The following is an 18,953-nucleotide window of genomic DNA, read 5'->3' as shown; positions in this document are numbered from 1 at the left end:
TCAGCGTGCGACGGCTGCTGCGCGCTTGCGGGTGATCAGCAGGCCGAACGCCGCCGCCAGCGGGAACATCAGCACGCCATAGACGGCGCCGGGCAGGGTCATCTCCGGGCTGCGCAGCACCGATTGGGCGATGACGATGGCGAGGGTGGCGTTGTGCAGCCCGACCTCGAAGGCGCTGGCGATGGCCTGCGGGCGTTCGATCTTCAGCAGGCGGGGCACGGCGAAACCTATGCCCAGGCTGAACAGGCAGAACAGGATGACGATCCCCGCCAGGGCCTGGAAGTTGGCGAGCAGCACATCCAGGCTGGACGCTGCTGCGCCCAGGATCACCAGCGTCAGGATCAGGATGGAGGCGATACGCACCGGCCTGTCCATCGCCTGGGCGAAGCCGGGTTTCAGGCCGCGCACCAGCATCCCCAGAGCCACGGGAACCAGCACGATCATGAAGACCTCGAGGGTCTTGGTCAGTTGCAGGCCGACCTTCATGTCGCCGGGCTGGAAATAGGCCACGGCCAGGTTGACGATGACCGGCAGGGTCACGACGGCGATGACGGAGTTGATCGCCGTCAGACTGATGTTCAGGGCCACATCGCCGCGGAACAGGTGGCTATAGAGGTTGGCCGTTGTCCCGCCGGGCGAGGCCGCCAGCAGCATCATGCCGACCGCCAGGATCGGCGGCAGCCGGAACGCAAGCACCAGGGCGAAGCAGATCGCCGGCAGCAGAAGCAACTGACAGGCCAGCGCTACAGCCGCCGCCTTCGGCTGTCGGCCCACCCGGACGAAATCGGATGGCGTCAAGCTCAGGCCCAGGCCGAACATGATGATGCCCAGCGCGATCGGCAGCCCGATCAGGGTCAACGGCGAGCCCATAGGTCATTCCCCCTGTTGTCGTCAGTTCCGCCCGGAGAGCGCCCGTCCCGCCGCTCGCCCGGAGAAGATGCATCCGCCCAGGAAGGTGCCTTCCAGAGCGTTGTAACCATGCAGGCCGCCGCCGCCGAAACCAGCGGCTTCGCCTGCAGCATAGAGACCTTCCAGCACAGCGCCGTCGGGCGTCAAGACGCGGCTGGACAGGTCCGTCTGAAGTCCGCCCAGCGACTTTCGCGTCAGCACGTGCAGCTTGACGCCGATCAGCGGCCCCGCCTGCGGATCCAGCACCTTGTGCGGCGCCGAGGTGCGCGCCCAGCGGTCGCCTTTGTAGCGTCGGCTGTTGTGAATGCCCTGAACCTGAACGTCCTTGGCGTAGGGATTGTCCATCTGGGCGTCGCGATCCTCGATCTGGCGGCGGATCAGGGCCGGGTCGAGCAGCGGTTGCTCGGTGAGTCCGTTCATCTTCGCCACCAGCGTCTCCAGATCATCAGCGACGACGAAGTCGGCGCCCTTGTCGCGGAAGGCGGCCACCTCCTTCGGCGCGCCCTTGCCCAGACGCGAACGCAGGACGCCGAGAAGATTGCGGTTGGTGATGTCGGCGTTCTGTTCCGATCCCGACAGAGCGAATTCCTTGGCCAGCATCGTCTCGGTGACGATGAACCAGGAATGGTCGTACGCCGCCAGATCGGGCGTAGTGCGCAGGTGTTTCAGCGTCGCCATGGTGTCATAGCCGGGCAGGGCGGGATGGGGCAGGCGCCGACCCAGGGCGTCGAACCACAGAGGCGAGGGGCCGGGCAGGATGCGGATGGCGTGCCGGGGCCAGATCGGCGCCCAGTTCCGCACCCCTTCGACATAGTGCCACATGCGGTCTCGGTTCACGAGGCGGGCCCCGGCCTCAGCGGCGATGTCCAGCATCCGGCCGTCGACATAGGCGGGGACGCCGGTGATCATTTCGCGCGGCGGCGCGCCCAGCCGTTCAGGCCAGTATCGCCGGACCAGTTCGTGATTGCCGCCTATGCCGCCGGTCGCCAGGATCACTGCGGGCGCCTTCAGGGTGAAGTCGCCGATGACGGTGCGGTTCGTCGGCGCCCCGCGCGGCGCATCATCCGGGGCCAGGACCGCGCCGCTGACGCCGACGACGCGGCCGCCCTCTACCAGCAGATGATCGACGCGACGTCGGTGATGAAACGTCAGTCTATTTTGTTTCGCCGCATCCCTGGCCCTGTCGGCGAACGGCTCGGACACCCCGGTGCCGGTTCCCCAGGCGACATGAAAGCGGGGCACGGAATTGCCGTGGCCGAAGGCGGTCCCGCCGCCGCGCTCGGCCCACCCGACCATCGGAGTCAGCTTCACGCCGAGCTGCCGCAGCCAGCTGCGCTTCTCGCCGGCGGCGAACTCGACATAGGCCCGGCCCCATCGCGCAGCCCATTCATCTTCGGCGCCCGGCCCTTCAAGTCGGTCCCATCCGGCGCTGCCCTGCCAGTCACGCCAGGCCAGGTCGAGGCTGTCTCGCACGCCCAGACGCCGCTGTTCAGGCGAGTCGACCAGGAATAATCCGCCGAACGACCAGTAGGCCTGACCGCCTAGATTGCCTGCATTCTCCTGATCGATCAGGGCGACGCGCTGGCCCGCCGTCACCAGCTCATGACAGGCCGCCAGACCAGCGAGACCGGCGCCTACGACGATGACATCGGCGTCCATGAATGCTCCATTTCGGTTGAGAGGCGGTTGAATATAGTACTGACATTGAAGTTAGTACTGTCTAGGGTCGAGAGCAACAGCAGCTAGGCTGTTTCGTCTCGCAGCAGCCCGCTCCCCTGCTTGCTTGACGCAACGGCGGCGCGTCAGGATCGTTGGGGTCGGACGTGATACGGGGTGAAGCGATGATGATCAGTGGGGTCGGGCTGTGCGTCGCGCTGGCTGCGGGGCCGATGGCGAGCAGCCAGGAGGCGGAGCCGCAGGCGCAACTGACCGCATCTGCGCCCCGAAACGCCGAAGCGTCCCGCACCCCGTTGAGCTATGCAGAGGCTGAGGCGCGGCTGCGTTCGACGTCCAGCCTGAACCGGGCCGCGGGTTATGCGGTGGAGGCGGCGGAGGCTCAGGCGCGCGCGGCAGACGGCCTGAACCGACCGACGGTGTCGCTGGACGCTCAGCTGATCCGCTATCGCAAGACGTTCGACCTGTCGCTGGGCGAGCCGCTGGACCGGGCGCAGTCCGACATCAGCGCGGCCATTCCGGGTCTGATTTCAGGTCTGCCCGGCGTGCCGGGCGATGTTCTGGGCGTCGTGGAGCGGAGGCTGCAGGCGGCTCTGCCGGAGATTTTCGCCGCCCTGCCGCACGACATACGGCTGCAGGTGGACGATACGACGTTTCGCCCGACGGTGACGGCGCTTCAGCCCATCTATACCGGCGGCGCCATTCCGGCCCTGCGTCGGGCGGCGGAGGCCAATCTTGATCTGGCCGAAGCCAAGCGTCGGGAAGCCGTCGATCTGGAAGGCATGGGTCTGGCCCAGGCCTATTTCGGCCAGGTGCTGGCGGCCGAGGCGCTGAAGATCGCCATCGATACGCGCGACGGCTTTGATCTGCATCTGAACAACGCGCGCCGTATGGAGAGCGAGGGTTTCCTCAGCCGCGCCCAGACGCTTCAGGTCGAGGTGGCGCGCGACGCCGCTCAGCGCCAGGTCAACCGCGCCGAGCTGGAGCATGAAAACGCCGTCGCCTCGCTGGCGCGCGTGACGGACCTTGAGGACGGGGCGACGCCGACCACGCCGCTGTTCGTCAATCGCGGTCCGGTAGGGCCGGCCGACCTGTTTCTGGACAGCGCGGGGCAGTCGAACGCGCGGGTCATTCAGGCGCAGGCGGGGCGCGATCTGGCCGAGGCGGGGGCTGATCTGGCGGCCTCGCGACTGAAGCCGTCGGTGTTCGCCTTCGGGACCTACAACATGAACCCCGATGATTCCCTGCCGACCGAGCCTGACTGGGCTTTTGGCCTGGGCGCCCGCTACACCCTGATGTCTTCGGTGGACCGGCGACGGCTGCTCGGCGCCGCGCGCGCCCAGGCCTCGGCGGCGTCTCAGATGGAGCGCAAGGCCCGCGACGACGCCCGGCTGATGGTCACGCGCGCCTATAATCAGGTCGATCTGGCCCGGCGGCAATTCCTGAGCATGGACAGCAGTCTGGAGGCCGCGCGCGAGAACCTGCGCGTGCAGGAGGTCGGCTTCCGCGAGGGCGAGGCGACGGCCGCGTCGGTGATCGACGCCCGCAACCTGTTGGGAACCGCGCGCCTGCAACGGGCGGCTGCGGCCTATGAATACGATCTGAGCCTGGCGGCGCTGTTGGCGACGTCGGGCAACGGCCAGACCCTGAACGATTATCTGCAACGCGACGACCGGATCAGCGCCCCATGAGCGAGACGCCTTCATCGGCCTATACGCCGCCCAAACCCGCCGAGGCGCCGCCGCCGAAGCAGCGCCGTCCGCTTCTGCCGTTGATAGTCGCGGCGGGGGTGGCGCTGTTGCTGATCTTCATCGTCGTGGGTCTGTTCCTGGCCGCCCGTCCGGCGCCGGATCAGGTGCAGGGCATGGTCGAGGCCGAGACCTTCACCGTCGCCACCAAGGTGCCCAGCCGCGTCGAACGCTTTATGGCGGCGGAAGGCGATCAGGTGACGGCTGGCCAGGAGCTGGCGCTGATGAGCAGCCCCGAGGTCGAGGCCAAGGATGCTCAGGCGCGGGCCCTGCTGCAGTCGACGCAGGCCATCCAGTCCATGAGCCGCGAGGGCGCCCGCGCCGAGGACGTGCAGACGGTCGAGTCCATCTGGCGCGCGTCACAGGCGACGGCCCGTCTGGCCGATCAGACCGCGCGCCGGGCCGAAAACCTGTTCGCCGAGGGCGTCATTTCCGCCCAGCGCCGCGACGAGGCGGTGGCCGCCCGCGCCGCAACGGCGTCTCAGTCCGAGGCCGCGCGCCAGCAGTATCTGAAGGCGCAGGCCGGAACCCGTCCGCAGGAGAAGTCGGTCGCCGACGCCAACGTCAGCGGCGCCCGCGCCGCCGTCGCCGAGGTCGAAAGCCTGCAGGGCGAGACCCGTCTGACCGCTCCGCATGGCGGCGAGGTGTCGGAACGCTTCGCCAATGTCGGCGAGCTGGTGCTGACGGGGGTGCCGGTGTTAACCATCGTCGACACGTCTGATCCGTGGGTCGCTTTCAGCGTGCGCGAGGACCAGTTCCGCGAGCTGAAGATCGGCGCGACCGTGCGCGGGGACGTACCCGCGCTGGGCGTAAAGGGCGCGGCTTTCCGCGTCACCGCCATCAGCCCGCAGGGCGAGTTCGCCACATGGCGCTCGACCCGGCAGTCCAGCGGTTATGATGTCCGCAGCTTCCAGGTGAAGGCCAAGCCTGTCCGGCCGATCGAGGGCCTGCGGCCGGGCATGAGCGTCCTGTTCGACTGGTCGGCGCGATGAAGGGCGGGGCGGCCGTCTTTCTTGCGGCCGTTCAGGACGAGGCGCGGCGGCTGGCGACCCGGCCGTGGGACGCCTTCGTCGCCTTCGGCCTGCCGCTGATCCTGCTGGCGGTGATCGCGGCCATGCTGGCGCCCGGCGTGATCCGTCAGGCCCCGGTCGCCGTGGTGGATCAGGACAACTCGGCCTTCAGCCGTGCGGCGATCCGCAACATGGAGGCCAGCCCCGGCCTGCGGGTGGCCCACGCCCCGGCGACGGTGGATGAGGCCGTAGCCCTGATGCGGCGCGGCGAGGTCTACAGCATCGCTCACTTTCCCTCGGGCTTCAGCGAAGGCGCCTTCCGTCGTCCGGAGCAGGTGACGGTGTCGTTCAACGGCGCCTTCCAGACCGTGGGCGCCCTGTCGGCTCTGGGCCAGTCGTCGGCCATCGCCTCGGCTGCTGCGCCACGACTGGAGGAGCGCGCGCGCCAGATGGGCCTGCCCGCCACGGCGCTGGAGCCGCCCGCCGTCCAGGTGTCGATCATCGGCAATCCGCAGCTGAGCTTCGAGCTGTTCCTCGGCGGCCTGCTGGCGCCCGGCGTGCTGCACCTGCTGGCGGCCTGTTCGGCGGTGCTGGCGGTCGGACGGCTGATGCAGGGCGGCTCGTTCCAGGCGTTCAAGGCCCAGACCGGGGGACGGACGACGGCGGCCCTGATCGGGACGCTGATCCCGCATTTCGTCATCTTCACCCTGTGGGGGCTGGCCTGGATCGGCTGGCTGTGCGGGATCAGGGGCTGGGGCGTGGCGGGGTCCTTGCCCTTGCTGATGCTGGGCGTGGTCGCCCTGATGGCGGTCAGCGTCGCCCTGTCGGCCCTGCTGGTCGCCCTGCTGGGGGAGGTCGACATGGCATTCTCGGGCACTGCCATCTATTCGGGCGCGGCCATCGCCTTCTCGAACGGAACCCTGCCGCTGGATCACGGGCCGCGGTTCGCCCGAATCTGGAGCGATATCCTGCCCTACACCCACTATCTTCGGCTGCAGACCGGCCAGATGGTGACCGGAGCAGCGCCCGGCGGGGCCTGGCGCGATCTGACGATCCTGAGCGTCGTTACCGTGATCGCCCTGATCCTGGCCGCCGTGCTGATCGGCCTGCGCGCCCGCCGCGCGCCCAAGGCCGAGGCGCTGGCCTTTCCCCTGCCGGAACAGGGCGTGGGCGCTACTTTCATCGCCACATTCCGCAATCTGCCGCGCGCCCGGCCGGTCAGCAGCCTGCTGATCCTGGCTGTGGTCCTGTACGCCTTCTACTATCCGGCCGCCTATGCCGGGCAGGCGGCGACGGGCCTGCCGGTCGCCGTGGTGACGCCGACGCAGAGCGCCCTGACCCGCGCCCTGGTCGAAGACCTCAACGCCTCCCACGCGGTCGAGGTCGCCGCCGTGATCCCTTCGACCGCCGAGGCGTCCGACCTGATGCGGCGAGGGGTGGTGGACGGCGTCGTCATCCTGCCTGACCGGTTTGAGAGCGATCTGGCGCGCGGAGCCCCCAGCGGCGTCGCCGTCTGGCTGAACGGCGGCTATCTGGTCCGGGTCACCTCTGTTGGCAAGGCGGTCGCGGCTGCCGCCGCCCACGTCGCCGAGACGCGGCTGGAGGGCCTGCCTCAGGCCGCACGCGCGGCAAAACTGGCGCCGACGCTGAAGCAGGAGTCCCTGTTCAATCCGACGGAAGGGTATGGCGATTACGCGGTGCCGGCGGTCAGTCTGATCATCCTGCAGCAGACCTTGCTGCTGGGCGCCGGCGTCATTGCCGCCCTGCGCCGCGAGACCGGCGCGGCCCCCATGCGACGCAGTGCGAGACTGGGCCTGTGGCTGGCGCTGACGGCGATCGGCACGGCGTCCTGCCTGTTCTATTTCGGTTTCGTCTTCTGGGTGCAGGACTATCCGCGCGGCGGCGATCTGGGCGGGGTCATCCTGCTGTCGCCGGTGTTCGCGGCCGGGGTCTCAGCGCTGGGGCTGCTGCTGGGCGGCTTGTTCGATCGTCACGAGCGGGTGCTTCAGGTGCTGGTCGGAACCTCGGCGCCTCTGTTCTTTCTGACGGGTGCGGCCTGGCCGCATTTCATGATGCCCAAGCTGCTGGTCTGGTTGGCCCATCTGTCGCCGTCGACCGCCGCCGTCCAGGCCTTCGTGCCGATGAACGCGATGGGCGCTGGTCTGGGGGAGGTCGCTCCGCAGGCGGTGGGGCTCGCTGCGCTGGCGGTGATCTTCGGCGCCCTGTGGCTGCTGCTCGGTCCTCCGCGCAGCAGCGCGGCGTAGTCATAGTGGTGAATGATTAGTTAAAATTGACTAGTCCAAGATGAGTAGCAACCTTGGGGATGTTGGTCTTCGGGACAGGTTGTAAATGGCGAGATTGTGGCGATCAGCCGCAAGTCCAGACATCGGAATCGACAGTCTGGGGTCTCGTTAAACAACCCATTCCCGGAGGCGAAGATGCGTACTTTGATGATGACTGCGGCCGCCACCGCCGCAGCAGCCCTGCTGGCTCTGCCTGGTGTTTCCAGTGCTCAGACCAATGTGACGGTCAGCACCAGCGTGACCAACTTCTGCGGCATCGGCCTGGCCAACGTGGCTGGCGGCAATGTCGCCGTGGCCAATGGCGCGCGCCAGAAAGTCACGACCCTGCGGATGTCGTGTAACGCTCCGACCGGCGCCAAGCTGACGTCCAGCGCCCAGAACGGCGACTTCAAGTCGGCCGATGGCGTGTTGATCAACTACGACTGGGACCTGGTCGTCCAGCAAGTGCCGAGCCTGGGCTTCCCGGCTCAGGACACCTGGCCGGGCAGCCCGGCGGTGGTCACCGACTCGGGCGGCTATAGCCAGGCTCTGGCCGACGGCATCTTCGCCGATCTGTTCCTGAACCTTTGCTACAACGTTCCGGGCGGCCCCGGCGTCGGCGGCACTCAGGGCGACACGACCCCCGGTTCGTCGGGCTGCGCGGCTGCGCCGTCCGGTCCGGGCGCGGCGTCGGCTCCGGCCGGCACCTATACGGAGGTCTTCACCTTCTCGCTGAACCCGGCTTGATCGAGCCAGAACGGGGAGCCCGCAAGGCTCCCCGTTTTCTTTTCACATTACTGCAGGGGAGATGCAGTCATGAGATTTCAAGTCGTCGCAGCTTCAGTGCTCTGCCTGATGATGGCCATGACGCCGGCGTCCGGTACGCGCGCCATGGATGTCTCGCCGATGGTGGCCAAGATCACGCCTTCAGGAAGCGGATCCAGCTACCGACTGACCGTGCGCAATACGGCCACGGCGCCGGCCACCGTGGAGATCGAAGTCTATCGGATGCAGGTCGATGAAAACGGCGCCCGCAGCCTAGTTCCAGAAGACGACGACATCGGGGTCTTTCCGGTCCAGTCCGTCATTCCGCCCAATCGCGAGCAGGTGGTGCAGGTGCGCTATCTGGGCGACAGCGCGCCGCAGGGCCGGATGTACCTTGTGCGGGCGGCGCAATTGCCGATCGACATGCAGGCGGTCACCGGCGAGGACGAAGCGGGCGCTGACGTCAAACTGGCCTTCACGATCAATACCTATGTTTTTGTGGCGCCGGCCAGCGCCAGGGCGGCGGTCGAGGTGACCTCCGCTTCTCGCGCGGCGAATGGCGACATCCTGCTGACAGCGCGCAATACGGGCGACGGGTTCGCTCACCTGCGCGAGGCGCGTTTCACGCTCAAGACGGCGGACGGCAAGGCGCATGAGATTCCTGCCGCCGAGGTTGATGTCGGCGAGGTCAGCGTGATGGCGGGCGGCGCCACGCGTAATATGCGTATCCCTGCGGCGTTGGCGGCAGGCGCCAGCGGCGATGTGACCGCCTCGATCGTGCTGCTGTGAGATGCCCGGCTCCAATCGGATCTGGCGGCGCCTCGGCGCTGCGGCCTGTCTGGGCGGCAGCGTCGCGTCGGCGAGCAATGCTGAAACGCCGTTCGCGGGAGATGAGGTCATCCGCACGGCGCCCAACTATTCCGAAGTCACCTACGGCGCCGCCGCCGTAGTCCCGGTCGAGCGAGGCGCCCCTGACGTCCTGCTCGCCGCCGGCGCCGCGTCGAGTGTTCCCCCCGCGCTCGACGCGGTGGCCGGCGGACCTCAGGATCAGACGCCGTCCGCCCGGCCCAACCCGGTGCTGAGTCCCATCCAGGGGCCGTTGACCCTTGATGGCCGCTATCTGGGCGATCTGGCGGGGGAGGTGGATCTACAGGGCGAGGGTGTGGTCGACGCGCAGGCGCTGATGGACCTTCTGGGCCCCAGTCTGGCGCCCGCCCAGCGCGATCGGCTGAAGACGATCATTGCGTCGCAGAAACGCGTCAACATGGCGGACCTGCGAGACGAAGGCTTTTCCCTGAGTTTTGATCCTCTGGCGCTGACCTTTGTGGCCGAACTCTCGGCCGGGGCGCGGGCGCGTCGCGATGTCAGCTTCAATCGCAATGAGCTGGTCGATCCGGCGGCCTTTGACCAGCCCTCCAACTTCGCGGCCGGCGCCAATATCACGATGGCGCAGCAGTATTCCCACACCGAAAGCCGGTTCGCGCCGCTCTCGGGCGGGATCGACATGTTCGCCAATTTCGGCGGCTTCGACGGCGTGACGCTGACGGCGGGCGTCGACTATGACGGCGCATCATCCGATGAGCGTTGGCGCCGCCGTGAAATCCGACTGACCAAGGACCTGTTCCAGTCGGCGGTGCGGTTGACCGCGGGCGAGTTCGCTCCGCCAGTCGAGAGCTTTCAGGGATCGCGACGGTTTCTGGGCCTGTCGGCGGCGCGCGCCTATTCGACCATTCGGCCCTTTCAGAACGTGCGTCCGGCCGGACGGCGGCAGTTCGTGCTGGATCGCCCCGCCCTGGTGGTGGTTGAGGTCAATGGAGTGATCATCGAGCGGTTGCGGCTGGACGCCGGGCCTTATTCGCTGGGCGACTTTCCGTTCGGCCAGGGCGCCAACACCGTTCGGCTGCTGATCGAGGACAATACGGGTCAAAGAGAGATCGCCGTGTTCGATCTGTTCGGCGGCGCGGGACTGCTGGACCCCGGCGTAGTGGACTTCGGCGTGTCGGCGGGCGTGCTGGAGGAGGGCGGATCGCTGGAATACGGCTCGTCGCTGGCCGCGTCGGGCTTTGTCCGCAAGGGGATCAGCGACGTGCTGACTCTCGGGGCCAACGCTCAATTGGCTCAGGGGCGCGCCCAGGCCGGCGGTCTGGCCGTGTGGGGCAGCCGCCTCGGACTGGTCCAGGCGAGCGCCGCCGTCAGTCATAACGGCGACACCGACGAGCAGGGCTATATCGCCTCGATCGACTATCTGCGCGAGACGACGTTCGGGCGAGAGGTGGATCTTCGCCTTGTGGCGTCGGTACAGGCGACCAGCCGTTATTTTCAGAATGTCTTTGAGAACACAGCCTTCAACCGTGAGCAGTGGCGTGCGGCCGGTCAGGCGTTGTTGCGGTTCCGCGCCTATACGCTGGGGTTCGGTGCGGCCTATGTGAAGGGGCGGGGCGAGCGGGATCGAACCGATCTGAACCTGAACTTCGGCCGCACCTTCCGTCGTTTCGGCGTCAATATGACGGTGCAACGCACGACCGCCCTGGACGGCCGCGACGACACGCGGTTCGGCATCAACCTGACCACTCGTTTCGGGGGGCGGTGGAGCGGCGTGGCCCGGTACGACACCCAGAACGACCTGCGCGAGGTGGGCATTTCGCGGGCCGCTACAGGTCGGTTGAACGATCTGAGCGGCGATCTGCGCTTCTCTGAGGACGGGACGCAGCAGACCATCGCGGGCGACCTGCGCTACATCAACAACCGCTTCGATGCGGAGATCGTCTCCAATCGGCTCGTCTCCAACCTGACCGACGGACAGACGCGGCAGGAGTCGTTGTGGCGGGTCTCGACCATGATCGGCTATGCGGACGGCGCCTTCGGCATCGGACGCTCGGCGCGCGAAGGTTTCGTCATCGCCACCGGCCACCCGACGTTGAAAGGCGCGCGCGTCAGCCTGACGGACTCCAGCGGCTATCCGGTCGCCAACAGCGGCTGGTTCGGCCCGGCGCTGGCGGGCGTCGATCGCGGCTATGGCGTGCGGCGCTATGAGCTGGAGGTCGACCCCCTGCCGGAAGGCTATGACCTGGGCTCCGGCGTGATCTCGGCATTCCCTGGTTTCGGCAACGGCTATCGTTTCGTCGTCGGCAGCGACGCTTCGCACACGGCGCGCGGCTATCTGATCTCCCCCGAGGGGCCGGTCGCCCTGATGGGCGGCCTGATCGTGGCGGCCGAGGCTCAGGACGAAGCGCAGGGCAAACCCTTCTTCACCAATCGCAATGGGCGGTTCATCGCCGACGGCCTGGCCCCCGGACGCTATCGACTGGTGATCAAGGGGCGGACAGTGGGGGAATTCGTCATCCCGGACAACGCGGAAGGAGTAAGCGATGTGGGAGAAATCAAAACCCCCGGCCCTGTGTCATAAGGCGCGGCTGCGGCTGATGATCGGGACAGCGGGCCTGTTGGCGGCCGCAGCCCTGGCGTCGAGCGTATCGGCTCAGGCGTGCGATCTGGCGGTGCGGGACGGACCGCAGACGGTGCGGATCGAGTACAATCCCTTCGCCATCGGACCGTCATCCGGCGCGCTGGACGTCGGCCTGGAGAACCGGGGCGAGGCCGCCTGCGATGTGCGGATGTCGTTCACCGACGACATCGGCCTTGAAGTCACCAGCGTGGTCCTGGGCAATGTGGGCGTGCAGTTCCGACCGCGTGAGGCGTCGGGCGTGCAGATGGCCGACGTGCAGACAGCCGTGTTTCAGTATCAGCTTCCCGCAGGCGCCAAGGGGCAGGCGCAGTTCGACGCTGCTGTGGTGCAGGGAGCGGTCGCGGACGCCGGCGAATACGGCGTGAACCTGCGTCTGGTGATGAAGACGGCGGATGGCGAACCGATCGGAGCGCCGATCCCGGTGCGGCTGATCCTTCAGGCGACGCCGAGAGCGCAACTGAATCTGGCCGGGGCGGCGGGCGCTTTCGGCACGGGCTCCAGCGTCGAGGTCGTGGATTTCGGCGAGGCGATCGCCGGGGTCACGCGGCGGATATTCCTTCAGGTCCGGGCCAACACCCTGGCGACGGTGTCGATCGCCTCCCAGCATGGCGGCGTCATGCATCGGGTGGAAGAGGCGCCTAACGCCCCGACCTTGCCCTATACGGTCGAACTGGATGGCGATGATGTTGATCTGTCGGCCCTGTGGACAAAACAGATTGATCCGCCGCGGACCCTGGCCGGTATTTCCATTCCGATGACCTTCGTTCTGGGTCCGGTCGCCGGGGCTATGGAGGGCCGCTATGCGGATGTTCTGACCATAGACATCTCCCCGAAGTAGACTGACCCATTTTGGGACTTTAAATGGTCATAATAAATTTCGTGCCAGAAAGGTTGTGTTCTTGGTATCAGGTTCTGTGTTCGTTGTGGCATCAAAGTCATCGTAAATTTTGACTTGAGCTAAGTTGATGATGTTCTCTAGGTAGAATCTTTAAGGCAGAGCTTATTAAAATATCGGTTTCTCATTTTGAAGCTTGAAACTCGCTGTTATGCGTCCAAGAATGAGATTGCTGAGGATGCGCTGTTCAGCTTCGCGGAGCTGATGGGTCAGTAGGGCCGGGCGTGCGGGAGGTTAGGGCGATGATGGGAGAGCAGACCACGACAACGCTTGGATCGGACACGGCGAGCCCTGTGGACGGGTTGTTGATAAGCCGACCCGCGACGACTTTTGCCGATATGCGGACGTTCTACTCTCCTTCAGCGCCTCGTGATCTTCCGGAAGCCGACGCCTGGTTTGAGGCTGACGATACAGCCCGTTTTATTCTCGACACGGAAGGCCGGGTCCTGCGCACCAACGCCAAGGCGCGGGCCTTGGCCGATTGCGGCATGGTGGGGTCGCGCGGCCTGTTCATCTGTGCGGCGCATCGCAGTCGGGCGGAGCTAGACGCGCTGTTGCGGGATCTGGCCCATGGAAATCGGACGAGCGGACGCATCCTTTTCCGCACCGGCGACGACGAATGGTGCATCCTGGATCTGATGACGACGCCCGAGGCGCCGTGCCGGGTGTTCGCTACGGCGCAGCCGGTCAAACCGCTGGATCTGGCCAAGATCACGGCTCTGGGGGCGGTCTTCGGCCTGACCCGCGCCGAGACGGCGGTGCTGCTGCACTTGACCGCGGGCGCCACGCCCAAGGACATCGGCCGCAAGCTGGACATGTCGATCCATACCGTGCGGGCGCACCTGCGTTCGATCTGCATGCGCATGGGCGTCAGGGGCATCAACGGCGCCCTACGGCTCAGCTTTCAGATGAGCTGACCCGCCTGCTGAGACGGCTCAGAACCAGGCTTTGACGCCGACGACGAGGCGTGTGTCCTCGGGGTCATGGCCGCGAGCCCTGGCGTAGTCGGCGGTGTCTCCCAGCGAACGGCTCCATTCGAGGCCGACGTAGGGAGCGAACTCCTTGCGGATCTCGTAGCGCAGGCGCAGGCCCGCCGTAACTGAAGTGACGCCCGAGCCGATTTCCAGTTCCGGGATGTCGCTGGCCGACAGCGCCAGTTCGAGCGCGGGTTGCAGTATCCATTTCTGGGTAATGCGCTGATCGTACTCGGCCTCGACGCGGGCGGTCAGGTCGCCCTCGGTCGACAGGAAGGCGACGGCCCCCATCTCGAACCAGTAGGGAGCCACGCCGTGGACGCCGACGGTCAGGTGGGTCGTATCCTCGCCATACAGGCGGAAATCCTGGCGCACGCCCGCCTGCACGTCCCAGAAGGGGGCGATGGCGCGGCTGTAGAGGGCCTGGACCTCGACGTCGTGCAGCTTGCCGTCGATCTCGCCTTCGCCCTCAGTCTTCCACCAGAAGCGGTTGATGTCGCCGCCGGTCCAGCCCTGGGCGCTCCAACGGTAGCTGTCGGCGCTGTCTCCGAACCCGGCCTCGAGGGCGTCGATGAAGACGGCCGTCGAGCGGATGTCGCCGTTCTCGGCCAGAAGCTGTTTGCGCGCCGCCGCCATGACGGCGGGATCGTACAGCAGATCGGCGGCATGGGCCGGGGCAGTGCGAGCGGCGGCCGGAGGCGGGGTCTCGACCAGGCGGCCGCCGACAGCGTCCACGCTGGTCGGGATGTTCGGTCCGCCGCGCATGGCGCCCATGTCATGGCCGGCATGAGGATCGGGGGGTTGGACAGCGTCATGCCCGGCGTGACCGCCCATGTCGTGACCGGCGTGCGGGTCGGCCTGCGCATTTTGAGCAGGCGCCATGTCATGACCCGCATGGGGATCAGCCGGAGCGGCGCCGTGTCCAGCGTGACCGCCCATGTCGTGACCGGCGTGCGGATCGGCTTGCGGTTTTTGAGCCGGAGCCATGCCGTGGCCTGCTGGGGCGGCGGCCGGGGCGGACGCCGCCGGGACTTGGCTTGAATGACCAGCGTGCCCAGCATGACCGGCGTGGCTCTGCGCCAGGGCGGGGCCGCCAGCGGCCAGCATCAGGGGCGCGAGGGCCAGAGAGAGCGCTAGCGGCTTCACGAGGCGGCTCCATCCAGCGGGCGCACGGTGACGACGTTGAACATGCCCGCATGCATGTGCATCAGCAGGTGGCAGTGGAAGGCCCAGTCGCCGGGCGCGTCGGCCGTCAGGTCGAAAGTGACCTTGCCGCCGGGGGCGACGTTGACCGTGTGCTTCAGCGGCTGGTGGCCGTCGTGGCCGTTGACCAGTTCGAAGAAGTGGCCGTGCAGGTGGATGGGATGGGCCATCATGGTGTCGTTGACCAGCGTCACCCGCACCCGCTCGTTCAGCTCGAAGCGGATCGGTTCGACCACCTCCGAGAATTTGCGGCCGTCGAAGCCCCACATGAACCGCTCCATATTGCCGGTCAGGTGGATTTCCATCGTGCGCGAGGGCGCGCGAGCGTCCCTGTTGGGCGTCAGGGCGCGCAGGTCGGCGTAGACGAGCACGCGGTGGTCGACGTCTTCCAGCCCCTGCGGCCGGTCGGCCAGACGGTTGGATGGGCTGGGCGAGATCATGTCCACGCCGACGCCGACCGCCATGTCGGCCGGGGCGTTGTTCGGGTCGCGCATCTTCATGTCGCCGTGATCCATCGGCGCGGCGGCAGCAGCCTCAGCGACGGCGCCGTGGCCTGAGTGGTCCATCCCGGCCGCTCCGCCATGGTTCATGTCGCCGTGATCCATCTCGCCGTGATCCATCCCGCCGTGATTCATGCCGCCCATGCCCATGTCCTTCATGGTCAGGTTCGGAACCTGGCGCAGCGGCGGGACCTCGGCCGTCATGCCCAGGCGCGGCGCCAGGGTGGCGCGGCCCATGCCCGAGCGGTCGATGGCTTCGGAGACGATGGTGTAGGCGCGGTCTTCCTGCGGGCGGACAATGACGTCATAGGTCTCGGCGACCGAGATCTGGAACTCATCGACCTCGACCGGCTGAACGTGTTCGCCGTCAGCCTGAACCACGGTCATGGCCAAGCCGGGGATGCGGACGTTGAAGATCGACATGGCCGAGGCGTTGATGATGCGCAGGCGCACTCGCTCGCCCGGTTGGAACAGGCCGGTCCAGTTCTCGTCGGGGCCGTGGCCGTTGACCAGATAGGTGTAGGTCGTGCCGTTGACGTCCAGAATATCGCGCGGATCCATCCGCATCTGGCCCCACATGCGGCGCTCGGACAGACTCATGCGGTCCGACCCGTCCAGCAGTCCGGCCAGGGTGGTCTTCTGCTGGTTGAAGTAGCCGGGGCTCTTCTTCAGCTTGTCGAGGATGTCGTGCGGATGCAGGAAGCTCCAGTCCGACAGGACCAGGACGTGTTCGCGGTCATAGGCGACCGGGTCGGCTCCCGCCGGATCGATGATCATGGGGCCGAAATGGCCAATGGCTTCCTGCAGGCCGGAATGGCTGTGATACCAGTAGGTGCCCGACTGCCTGACCGGGAACTCATAGACGAAGGTTTCGTGCGGCTTGATGCCGGGGAAGCTGATGCCCGGCACGCCGTCCATCTGGAACGGCAGCAGCAGGCCATGCCAGTGGATCGAGGTGTCCTCGTCCAGATGATTGGTCACCGACAGGCGGACGTTCTGTCCCTCGCGCAGGCGGATCAGCGGGGCCGGAAGCGTGCCGTTGACGGTCACGGCATGACCCGTGCGCCCGCCGACGGTGAAGGGCGAACGGCCGACGCTCAAGGCCACGTCGGGGCCATGCAGGGTCGGCAGGTCGGCGCGCAGTCCCGTCGTGCCGCTGCGCGCCCAGGCCGGAACCAGCCCCTGCGCCGCCAGCAGGCCCAGACCCCCAGCCGCGCCGCGCAGAAGGCTGCGCCGGTCGGTTCCGATGATGGCCATGCGTCGTCTTTCCCGTGAAATCAGACGCGGTTTGTGAGCCTTCCCACAAGGGGAAGGTCAAGCGTGCGCAGTTGTCGCGGGAAGGGCCGGGTCAGACGTCCAGGTCGGCGACGGCGAAGCGGGCGTTTTCCTGGATGAAGTGATAGCGGGCCTCGGCCTTGCGGCCCATCAGGCGCTCGACCAGATCCTCGATCTCCTCCTCGCTGTCGGGCAGGGAGACGCGGGCCAGGGTCCGCTTTTTCGGATCCATGGTGGTCTCTTTCAACTGAGAGGCCATCATCTCGCCCAGACCCTTGAACCGGCCGATCTCGGTTTTCTTGCCCTTGAATACGGTGGCCAGAAGCTCGTCGCGGTGGTCGTCGTCGCGGGCGTATTCCGACAGCGCCCCGGCCGAAATCCGGTAGAGCGGGGGCAGGGCCATATAGAGCCGCCCCTGACGGATCAGGTCCGGCATGGAGCGGTAGAAGAAGGTGATCAGCAGGGCCGCGATGTGGGCGCCGTCGACGTCGGCGTCGGTCATGATGACCACGCGCTCATAGCGCAGGTCGTCGACGCTGAAGCGGCTGCCCGCCTGAACGCCCAGCGCCAGCATCAGGTCGGTCAGTTCGACGTTGGCGCGCAGCTTGTCCGCCGTGGCCGACGCGACGTTCAGGATCTTGCCGCGCAGGGGCAGGATGGCCTGGGTCGTGCGGTCGCGCGCCTGCTTGGCCGAGCCGCCGGCCGAGTCGCCCTCGACGATGAACAGTTCAGTGCCCTCGGCGGCCTGACGCGAACAGTCCGACAGCTTGCCAGGCAGGCGCAGCTTGCGCGTGGCGGCGGCGCGCTGGACTTCCTTGTCCTTGCGGCGGCGCAGGCGATCCTCGGCGCGGTCGACGACGAAGCCGAGCAGGGCATTGGCCTGTTTCGGGCTTTCGGTCAGCCAGTGGTCGAAGGGGTCGCGCAGCAGTTGTTCGGCCAGACGCGCGCCCTCGGGCGAGGACAGGCGGTCCTTGGTCTGGCCTTGGAATTCCGGGTTGCGGATGAAGATGGAGATCAGGGCGCCCGCATTGGCGATGACGTCCTCGGCCGTGATCTGGGCGGCGCGCTTCTCGTTGATCAGCTCGCCATAGGCCTTCAGCCCCTTGACCAGGGCCGCGCGGAAACCGGCCTCGTGCGTGCCGCCGTCGGGCGTCGAGACGGTGTTGCAGTAGGAGGCGACGAAGCTGTCGGCGTCGCCGAAGCCGATGGGCGACCAGGTGACGGCCCATTCCAGCGCGCCGGCCTCGCCCTTGCGCTCGACGCGCCCGGCGAAGACTGGGGTGACGGTCTCGATCTCGCCCACGCGCTCGGCCAGGGCGTCGGCCAGACCGCCGGGGAAGTGCAGGGTCGCCTGAGCAGGCGTCTGGTCGGTGATGCGCTCCGGGGCGCAGGTCCAGCGGATTTCGACGCCACGGAACAGATAGGCCTTGGCCCGCGTCATGCGGAACAGGCGGGCGGGCTTGAAGGTCGCGCCGACGCCGAAAATCTGTTCGTCCGGCTTGAACCGGATCAGGGTGCCCTTCTTCTTCGACGGGCCGACCTGCTGGATCGGGCCTTGCGACAGGCCCCGGCTGAAGGACTGGCGCCATTCGAAGCCGTCGCGCCAGACGGTGACGTCCAGGCTTTCCGACAGGGCGTTGACGACCGAGACGCCGACGCCGTGCAGGCCGCCCGAGGTCTCATAGGCCTTGCCCGAGAATTTGCCGCCCGAGTGCAGCACCGTCATGACGACTTCCAGCGCCGACTTGCCCGGATGGCGCGGGTGCGGATCGACCGGAATGCCGCGCCCGTCATCGCGCACCGACAGATAGCCGTCGGCGTCCAGATCGACGGTGATCAGTTTGGCGTGCTTGGCGACGGCTTCGTCCATCGCGTTGTCGAGCACTTCGGCGAACAGGTGGTGCAGGGCGCGCTCGTCGGTGCCGCCGATATACATGCCGGGGCGTTTGCGGACGGGCTCCAGGCCCTCCAGCACCTCGATCGAGGAGGCGGAATAGCCGGTGGCGGCCGCCGTCGCCGTGCTGGCGTGGGACGTCAGCTCGACCTTGGACTCATGCACCGGCGCAGGCGCCGCCTGCATGGCCGCTAGAGGGGCCGCCGGGGGCTTCGCCGCAGGAGCGGGCGCCGCAGTGGGAGCGGCGGGCTTGGTCGGTTCGGCGTCGTCGAGCTTGGAAAACAGATCGTCCATCAGGGCATTTTGCGGCGATTCGGGGCAGGGTCTGGTAGGCTTCGCAGAGAGCGGGGGCAAGCGT

At 67.2% G+C, this 18,953-nt stretch carries 14 protein-coding genes; 9 read left to right on the top strand and 5 right to left on the bottom strand.

Translation table 11 applies throughout. The annotated features are described in order from the left end of the window. Both RSD66_RS10715 and RSD66_RS10710 read right to left on the bottom strand, forming a co-directional pair. Nucleotides 1–870, bottom strand: coding sequence for a bile acid:sodium symporter family protein (locus RSD66_RS10715; RefSeq protein WP_415287700.1), 870 nt, complete (start codon nt 868–870; stop codon nt 1–3). A gap of 21 nt (nt 871–891) precedes the next feature. Beyond that, a complete protein-coding gene (locus RSD66_RS10710) occupies nt 892–2,568 on the bottom strand; it encodes an FAD-binding dehydrogenase (protein WP_415287699.1) in 1,677 nt (558 codons plus the stop codon). A 182-nt stretch (nt 2,569–2,750) separates the two neighbouring features. Here RSD66_RS10710 and RSD66_RS10705 point away from each other — a divergent pair, with 182 nt between their 5' ends. The 8 genes from RSD66_RS10705 to RSD66_RS10670 all read left to right on the top strand — a co-directional run bounded on the left by RSD66_RS10705 (nt 2,751) and on the right by RSD66_RS10670 (nt 13,666). Beyond that, entirely contained in the window at nt 2,751–4,274 is a 1,524-nt protein-coding gene (locus RSD66_RS10705; protein WP_415287698.1) for a TolC family protein, read from the top strand. Then, the gene (locus RSD66_RS10700) at nt 4,271–5,323 is read left to right on the top strand and encodes an HlyD family secretion protein (RefSeq protein WP_415287697.1); all 1,053 of its coding nucleotides are present in this window, start codon (nt 4,271–4,273) and stop codon (nt 5,321–5,323) included. Before RSD66_RS10705 ends, RSD66_RS10700 begins: the two co-directional genes overlap by 4 nt. Further along, nucleotides 5,320–7,605, top strand: coding sequence for an ABC transporter permease (locus RSD66_RS10695; protein ID WP_415287696.1), 2,286 nt, complete (start codon nt 5,320–5,322; stop codon nt 7,603–7,605). The genes RSD66_RS10700 and RSD66_RS10695 overlap by 4 nt, the downstream gene beginning before the upstream one ends. A gap of 174 nt (nt 7,606–7,779) precedes the next feature. Continuing rightward, complete coding sequence (locus RSD66_RS10690) at nt 7,780–8,370, top strand: hypothetical protein (RefSeq protein ID WP_346523357.1); 591 nt, start codon at nt 7,780–7,782, stop codon at nt 8,368–8,370. Nucleotides 8,371–8,439: 69 nt separating this feature from the next. Further along, complete coding sequence (locus RSD66_RS10685) at nt 8,440–9,177, top strand: fimbria/pilus periplasmic chaperone (protein ID WP_119412274.1); 738 nt, start codon at nt 8,440–8,442, stop codon at nt 9,175–9,177. Between the two features lies 1 nt (nt 9,178). Beyond that, the gene (locus RSD66_RS10680) at nt 9,179–11,794 is read left to right on the top strand and encodes a fimbria/pilus outer membrane usher protein (protein ID WP_415287694.1); all 2,616 of its coding nucleotides are present in this window, start codon (nt 9,179–9,181) and stop codon (nt 11,792–11,794) included. Between the two features lie 16 nt (nt 11,795–11,810). Next, nucleotides 11,811–12,692 (top strand): hypothetical protein, encoded by an 882-nt coding sequence (locus RSD66_RS10675; RefSeq protein WP_415287693.1) that lies wholly within the window; start codon nt 11,811–11,813, stop codon nt 12,690–12,692. A gap of 395 nt (nt 12,693–13,087) precedes the next feature. Continuing rightward, entirely contained in the window at nt 13,088–13,666 is a 579-nt protein-coding gene (locus RSD66_RS10670; RefSeq protein WP_024354079.1) for a helix-turn-helix transcriptional regulator, read from the top strand. Between the two features lie 18 nt (nt 13,667–13,684). On the opposite strand, the gene RSD66_RS10665 is transcribed toward RSD66_RS10670, so the two are convergent. Then, a complete protein-coding gene (locus RSD66_RS10665) occupies nt 13,685–14,605 on the bottom strand; it encodes a copper resistance protein B (RefSeq protein ID WP_415287691.1) in 921 nt (306 codons plus the stop codon). Nucleotides 14,606–14,608: 3 nt separating this feature from the next. Between RSD66_RS10665 and RSD66_RS10660 the strand changes: the two genes are divergently transcribed. After that, nucleotides 14,609–14,764, top strand: a complete 156-nt coding sequence (locus RSD66_RS10660; protein WP_415287689.1) for a hypothetical protein — start codon at nt 14,609–14,611, stop codon at nt 14,762–14,764. A gap of 101 nt (nt 14,765–14,865) precedes the next feature. On the opposite strand, the gene RSD66_RS10655 is transcribed toward RSD66_RS10660, so the two are convergent. Next, nucleotides 14,866–16,683 carry a copper resistance system multicopper oxidase gene (locus RSD66_RS10655; RefSeq protein ID WP_415287687.1) on the bottom strand — a complete coding sequence of 606 codons (1,818 nt, stop codon included), beginning with the start codon at nt 16,681–16,683 and terminating at the stop codon, nt 14,866–14,868. A gap of 91 nt (nt 16,684–16,774) precedes the next feature. After that, the gene (parE, locus tag RSD66_RS10650; RefSeq protein ID WP_415287685.1) at nt 16,775–18,889 is read right to left on the bottom strand and encodes a DNA topoisomerase IV subunit B; all 2,115 of its coding nucleotides are present in this window, start codon (nt 18,887–18,889) and stop codon (nt 16,775–16,777) included. Nucleotides 18,890–18,953: the final 64 nt, after the last annotated feature.

Origin of the sequence: Brevundimonas sp. S1H14 (genome assembly GCF_047716865.1) — a bacterium.
GTDB classification, from domain to species: Bacteria; Pseudomonadota; Alphaproteobacteria; order Caulobacterales; family Caulobacteraceae; genus Brevundimonas; species Brevundimonas naejangsanensis.
This window is presented reverse-complemented; position numbering and strand designations above follow the sequence as displayed.